The organism is Latilactobacillus fuchuensis (genome assembly GCF_900258455.1).
Lineage (GTDB): Bacteria > Bacillota > Bacilli > Lactobacillales > Lactobacillaceae > Latilactobacillus > Latilactobacillus fuchuensis.
The window spans coordinates 242117-249310 of record NZ_LT984417.1; the positions used below are offsets into that span (position 1 = coordinate 242117).

Genomic DNA, 7194 nt, shown 5'->3' on the forward strand with positions numbered 1-7194 from the left:
CCTTGTCTATTGAAAGTTAGTGGTAACTTCAATATAACATGAAATTCACGTGGCGTTTTTTAGTTAGCGGTGGCTAACTTCATTATAAAATTCACCATAAAATAAAATATAAAAGTTAGGCATTACTAAAAATATTCTTTACATCTGATTAAAACGGCGTACAATAAGGATGTCGTAGACAAATGGGATGTAAGGGAGTGGGATGAATGACCGCAACAAAAGCACCAAAGAAACATAAGTTGATTGAATATGCCAACGGGCCATCGCTAGAAGAAATTAATGGGACCGTTGAAGTGCCGGAAGGCAAAGGTTTTTGGAAGCTATTATTGGCTTATTCAGGACCAGGCGCGTTAGTGGCAGTGGGGTATATGGATCCGGGTAATTGGTCAACGTCGATTACCGGGGGTCAAAATTTCCAATACTTGCTGATGTCCGTGATTTTAATGTCTAGTTTAATCGCGATGTTGCTTCAATATATGGCGGCTAAACTAGGCATTGTAACTCAGATGGACTTAGCGCAAGCGATTCGGGCGCGCACGAGTAAGTCATTAGGCATTGTTTTATGGATTTTAACGGAATTGGCGATTATGGCGACGGATATTGCCGAAGTCATTGGGGCCGCGATTGCCCTGTATTTATTATTCGGGATACCACTGATGATTGCGGTGTTCATTACGGTTTTAGATGTCATGCTCTTATTATTATTAACCAAAATTGGTTTTCGGAAAATCGAAGCAATCGTCGTCGCTTTGATTGTCGTGATTTTTGTGGTCTTTGCTTACGAAGTCGCCTTGTCCAATCCTGATTGGAATGGGGTCATCAAAGGTTTAGTCCCGAACGCCCAAACTTTTTCGACCACTAAACATATTGGTGGTCAAACACCACTAACAGGTGCTTTGGGAATTATCGGTGCGACGGTTATGCCACATAATCTGTATTTGCATTCCGCAGTGTCACAAACGCGGAAAATTGATCGTCATAACGAAGAACAGGTCGCTCAAACCGTTCGTTTTTCGACTTGGGATTCGAATATTCAATTGACGATGGCCTTCTTCGTCAACGCCTTATTGTTAATTATGGGCGTGGCGGTTTTCAAAACCGGCGCAGTCAAGGATCCATCGTTCTTCGGATTGTTTGAAGCGTTATCCGATACATCGACTATGAGCAATGGCTTGTTAGCCAGTGTCGCGCGAACAGGTGTCCTTTCGACACTATTCGCGGTTGCGTTGTTAGCTTCTGGTCAAAATTCAACGATTACTGGGACTTTAACCGGCCAAGTAATTATGGAAGGGTTTGTGCATTTAAGAATGCCGTTATGGCTGCGGCGCTTAGTCACGCGGTTGTTATCGGTGATTCCGGTTTTAATCTGTGTCATGTTAACGAGCGGTAAGCCGGCAGTTGAAGAACACGAAGCGTTGAATACGTTGATGAATAATTCGCAAGTCTTTCTAGCGTTTGCCTTACCATTTTCAATGTTGCCATTATTGATGTTTACAGATAGTCGGGTTGAAATGGGGGACCGGTTCAAAAATAGTTTACTGATTAGAGGATTAGGCTGGTTGTCCGTCATCGGATTAACGTATTTGAATATGATTGGTTTACCGGGACAAATTGAAGCCTTCTTCGGTGATCAAGCCACTAACGGGCAACTCGCTTTGGCAGATGATATTGCCTATGTGTTGATTGTCGGTGTATTAGCGTTATTAGTCTGGATGATTATCGAATTGCGCAAGGGCAACCAACGATTTGAACAACAATTAGCGACTGAAAAATAAGCGGAGGTTGGAAGAATGACGATGATGGCAATGCACCGTATTTTAGTAGGCGTGGACGATTCGCCAGATGCGTTAATGGCATTTGATTACGCGATTGAAGAAGCGAAAAAAGAAAATTTAGAACTCGTAATTGTTTCAATTCTTGAAAGTGATGAGATGAACGTTTATCAAGCGTTGAATAAGGATTTTGTGCACGGTGAATATACTGATTTAGAAAAGCACGTTTTAAATTATCGCAATCAAGCCTTACAACGTGGCGTTCAAAACGTACGGGTGGTGATTGCGGAAGGCGAACCAGGCGAAACAATCATTGACCAAGTGATTCCAAAAGTCCAACCCGATTTATTAATTGTCGGTTCAAAATCGCAAAAGGGAGTCGCTAAATATTTTGGGAGTCAAGCGGCCTATATGGCGAAATACGCACCGATTCCAGTATTAGTTGTCCGTTAAGGACGACAAAAAAGAAGGCCATGAGCCTTCTTTTTTTATTAGGGATTGAGATGTGCTAAAGTGGTTTTAAAAGCTTGTGGGGGCATCAATTGATGAAAAAATGGGTTAAAATCATGCTGGGGAGTTTAGTGATTGTTGGATTACTCGGTTGGTATTTCGCCGCTAACACGCCACCAACCAAAGTCAGTGCGCGCAATCAAGTACCGACTTTTTATCTGCACGGTTGGGGTGGGACTGCCAATTCGACCAATCGAATGATTAAAGCGGCAGAACAGCAAAAGGACGCGACCAAGGTGTTGACGGCCAAGGTCAGTTCAACGGGGCAAGTGGCGCTAATCGGGAATTGGCGCGCACAAACCAAACGGCCAATCATCCAGGTCTTGTTTCAGAATAATAAACAGGGCAATTATCAAATCACGAGTCGTTGGTTTAAAAAGGTATTGGTTGCAGTCAATCAGCAACACCATTTTAAACAGTTCAACGTCGTCGCGCATTCGATGGGCAATCTCACGTTGGCTTATTATTTATTAAATAATGCGGAAAATGCCAAACTACCGCAATTAGCGAAACAAGTGAATATCGCCGGTCATTTTGATGGCATTTTGGGAATGGACGATCAAGCTAATCAGAATCGACTGAAGGCGTCCGGTGAACCAGTCAAAATGAATGCGACTTATCGGCAGCTATTAGCCTTACGCCAAGTGGTGCCAGCTAAACAACTGCAAATTTTGAATATTTATGGTGATTTGGGCGATGGCAGCCATTCCGATGGTCGGGTCAGCAATGTCTCATCACAATCGCTCGCGTATTTATTGCAGGGACGGGCTAAAAGTTATCGCGAAGTCAAGATAACGGGAGAAAAAGCCCAACATAGCGCGCTACATGCCAATGCTCAAGTCGATCACCAAGTGGGTCAGTTTTTGTGGGGAAAATAATTAATAGCATTAAATCTGATGAATGAATCGGGTTTAGTGCTATTTTTTTGTAAACTTGATCCCCATCAATTATTAAAAAGCCGTTTCTTTCTATAATAAGGACATTCAGATAGAAGGAAGGCAATGCAGATGCAAATTCAAAAATGGTTTCAACAACATAAAAATCACATCGCGTTAGTCAGCGGTCTATTGATTGCCGGCGCTTATGGTGGGCATTGGTTCGGTTTGCCAAATGGTTTCATGAACAGTTTATTAGTGATGGCGTCGATTATTGGTGCCATTCCAATCATGTTGCAAGCGTATCAAGCGTTGAAGGTCAAAGTGATTAGTATCGATTTATTAGTTTCAATTGCGGTCATCGGGGCGTTTATCATCGGCGAATATCATGAATCGGCAATTGTGACGTGGTTATTTTTATTCGGCGGTTTTTTAGAACAACAAACGTTAAAAAAGACGCGCGAATCGATTCGTTCGTTAGCCGCGATGGCCCCCCAAACGGCCGTTAAAATCGTGGGCTCGGATCAATTCGAAACGGTCGCGGTCGATGAGATTGCGGTTGGCGATCGAGTTTTAGTCAGAGCGGGGGCGCAAGTGCCGGTCGATGGCCAAGTCGTTGCCGGGACCGGGTATGTTAATGAAGCCAGCATTACCGGGGAAGCCCAATTAATCACGAAATCAATTGGCGCAGCTGTTTATTCGGGCTCTTTAGTCGATAATGGCACGATCACCGTGGTAGCAAATCAAGTCGGCGATGATACGGCTTTTGCTAAAATTATCGAATTGGTGGAAGACGCCCAAGATAGCCAGTCAACTGCCGAGCGCTTTATCGACCGTTTTGCGACCTATTACACACCAGCGGTTTTAGTGTTGGCAATCCTGATTGGTTTGGTGACGCGTGATTTTAAATTAGCGATTACGATTTTAGTCCTCGGTTGTCCAGGCGCACTCGTGATTGGCGCACCGGTTTCAATCGTGGCTGGCATTGGTAATGGCGCTAAGAACGGGGTGCTGATTAAAGGTGGCGAAGTCGTTAATACGATGGCGGGCGTCGACACTGTGATTTTTGATAAAACTGGCACTTTAACGCGGGGGAAGATGACGGTGGCGCAAGTCACATCGTTTACGGCTGATAAAAATGCAGCGCTAGCAATCGCCGCCGCAGTTGAACGGCAATCGGATCATCCATTAGCGCAAGCGATTGTGACTTACGTCGCACAACAATCTTTAGCGATGACATCGGAAATTACCGATAGCCAAACGGTTAAAGGTTTAGGAATTCAAGCAGTAGTTGGTCAACAAACGATTCGAATTGGTCGCGCGAAACTTTTGACGCAAGCGGGGATTGTGTTGACCCAAGACCAGATGCGGGCGATTGATAGTGCCCAAAAAGCGGGTCAGTCAATTGTGTTAGTCGCAATTGATCAACAATTAGCGTTATTAATTGGGGTGGCCGACACGCTTAAACCGGATGCGGCCGAGATGTTAACGGCGCTTCGGCAAAACGGGGTTAAGCGTTTAATGTTGTTGACGGGTGATCACGATCAAGCGGCTCGAAATATCGCACAAGCAGTGGGTATTACGGAATACCATGCCAATTTATTGCCAGCTGAGAAGGTGACGTTTGTTAAAAAAGCCCAAGCGCAAGGACAAACGGTCGCTTTTGTCGGAGATGGCATTAACGATAGTCCGTCACTAGCAACGGCGGATATTGGAATCGCGATGGGTGCTGGGACAGATGTCGCCATTGAAACATCGGATATCGTTTTAATGCAATCGACCTTGACCGAATTGGTGAAAGCCAAGCAATTGGCGCGGCGTACAGCGCGTAATTTACGGCAGAATATTGTGATTGCTATCGGAACAGTGGCTTTGTTATTGGTTGGTTTGATTTTAGGCAAAGTGCAAATGGCCAGTGGGATGTTGGTTCACGAATTAAGTATCTTAGTCGTGATTTTGAATGCGATGCGCCTGATTAAATAAAACTTGATGACGGTCAATTTTTAATCGGGGAGGTTGCAGTATGGTTAGGGTAATCAAAGAAAGGTGGTCATTAAAATGGCAAAATTAGTCATGCAATTAGATGAACTCTCATGTCCATCCTGTTTACAAAAAATTGAAGCAGCAGTTGAACAGCAGGTCGGCGTCAAAACTGTGAAAGTGTTGTTCAATGCTAGTAAAGTCAAAACGGAATACGATGAAACGGCGACGAATCCGGAACAATTAGCACAAGTTGTCACGAATCTGGGGTACACCGTTCAAAATATTAAAGTGAAGTAGGAGTGATTTAATCATGGATAAAACAACGATTGAAACCAAGTACCAAGCCGAAATTAAACAGGCTGATGTTGATCATCACACGCCAACTGCGGGTGCAATGATTGGCCATATTATGGCGAACTTAGCGATTGAACAACGAAAGTTACAACAGATGGAATGGTATGCCACCAGTATGACAAGTCTGGCGTTCAAAAACATACTGGCTGATTTATTAGTCGAAAATGGGGTATTATTAGAGAGAACCGCCCAACGATTATTAGATGAAGGGGAAGTCATTCCGACGACGACCGCCGAATATCAGGAATACGGGATGTTAACCGAAGATGCGCGGATTAAATATTGGACGCCGGCCATGATGACGACTGAACTGGTAGCTGACTATCGAACGGCTAATCTATTTGTGACGCGGGCGATTAAATTAGCGCAAAAAGAAAATCGCTTAGCTTTGGCCAATGAATTAATCGATCTTTTGGGGCGCAATCAACACCAAATCCGAGTGTTACAAAGTTTATTGAATCTAACGCCACAAGATGGTTTAGAAGAAGATGACGATTAATAGATAGAAGGAAGTGGGTTAATGACAGTTGAAAAGCAACATATTTGTGCCGAACTAGTGCCGATTTTTAACCAATTGGATCACGACAGCTTAGTTAAGATTTCGCAGATCACCCAACATCAGGTCGTCGCTAAAGGCACACAAGTATTTAGCCCATTGATGGCAGACCGGTTGGTGATTCTAGCGAAAGGTCAGATTAAGGTCTATCAATTGGCGGCGACTGGCAAAGAACAATTATTGCGGATTATGGAACCCGGCGCTTTTGAGGGTGAGAAGGCCTTGTTTACGAAACAAGAAACCACCATTTATGGTGAGGCGTTGACCGACAGTACGCTATGTACGTTATCGCGGACTGCGTTTCAAGAATTGTTATTAACCTACCCGACAATCAGTTTGTCATTATTAGAAGATGCCGCCGATAAAATGACACAATTGGAAAAACAGGCGAATCTAATCAATATCGAATCGGTTGAATCGCGAGTTGCGACCTATTTATTAGATTTAATGAAAGTGACCAATCAAACGCAAGTGATGATTCCGATGAAGTTAAAGGAACTAGCGACTTTTATCGGAACTACGCCAGAAACGTTATCGCGAAAATTAAAAAAATTAGAAGAAGCGGGTCTGATTGAACGGCAAGGACGGGCAATTAGCATTCTGAATTCTGAAAACCTTGAAGATTTTTATTGAAATAAATGAATAAAAGGCCGTTTTTAGTGATTAAATCGCTAAAAACGGCCTTTTTTAAGTTGTTTTAGTTCTTTTTAATTTGAGGTATACCAATTTTTAATAATCGGAAACTAAACGCGTTGTTAAAGAGTTATTAGAAGATAATCAATAGTGAGTTTATGAAGATTTTAAAAGATGTATTTAGCTATTTATGCATAAAAACAAGTTTTTTGGAAAAATATGTAATTTGTGATTGACGTTACTCCCGTACGGTGGTAAGATATTCTATGTCGTCGAGAGATGAACGTGTGTCTGATTCGCTAATCAATAATTTTTAAAAAAGTTGTTGACAGTTAATTATCCACATGGTAAGATTTATTGTGTTGCTTGTTAAGAAATGCAGAGCGAGCAACATACAAGTATCTGATGTAGACCTTTGAAAACTGAACAAAGTTTCGACAAATCAAATGTGTAGGGTCGCCCTTCGGGGCACAACATATTTGCGAAGTCAATTCGCTAGCAAATAAATTAA

7 protein-coding genes are annotated in these 7194 nt (G+C 42.9%); all 7 read left to right on the forward strand.

What is annotated here, in order from left to right:
• The first annotated feature begins 206 nt into the window (after positions 1-206).
• Positions 207-1775 (forward strand): Nramp family divalent metal transporter, encoded by a 1569-nt coding sequence (locus LFUMFP_RS01100; RefSeq protein ID WP_106482893.1) that lies wholly within the window; start codon positions 207-209, stop codon positions 1773-1775.
• A gap of 24 nt (positions 1776-1799) precedes the next feature.
• Positions 1800-2225 (forward strand): universal stress protein, encoded by a 426-nt coding sequence (locus LFUMFP_RS01105; RefSeq protein ID WP_199190588.1) that lies wholly within the window; start codon positions 1800-1802, stop codon positions 2223-2225.
• A gap of 92 nt (positions 2226-2317) precedes the next feature.
• Positions 2318-3160, forward strand: coding sequence for an alpha/beta hydrolase (locus LFUMFP_RS01110; protein WP_106482895.1), 843 nt, complete (start codon positions 2318-2320; stop codon positions 3158-3160).
• A gap of 129 nt (positions 3161-3289) precedes the next feature.
• Positions 3290-5140 (forward strand): heavy metal translocating P-type ATPase, encoded by a 1851-nt coding sequence (locus tag LFUMFP_RS01115; protein WP_106483577.1) that lies wholly within the window; start codon positions 3290-3292, stop codon positions 5138-5140.
• A gap of 75 nt (positions 5141-5215) precedes the next feature.
• Positions 5216-5437, forward strand: a complete 222-nt coding sequence (locus LFUMFP_RS01120) for a heavy-metal-associated domain-containing protein (protein ID WP_025083987.1) — start codon at positions 5216-5218, stop codon at positions 5435-5437.
• A gap of 13 nt (positions 5438-5450) precedes the next feature.
• The gene (locus LFUMFP_RS01125; protein ID WP_025083988.1) at positions 5451-5993 is read left to right on the forward strand and encodes a ferritin-like domain-containing protein; all 543 of its coding nucleotides are present in this window, start codon (positions 5451-5453) and stop codon (positions 5991-5993) included.
• Between the two features lie 21 nt (positions 5994-6014).
• Positions 6015-6683 (forward strand): Crp/Fnr family transcriptional regulator, encoded by a 669-nt coding sequence (locus tag LFUMFP_RS01130; RefSeq protein ID WP_025083989.1) that lies wholly within the window; start codon positions 6015-6017, stop codon positions 6681-6683.
• The last annotated feature ends 511 nt before the right edge of the window (positions 6684-7194 follow it).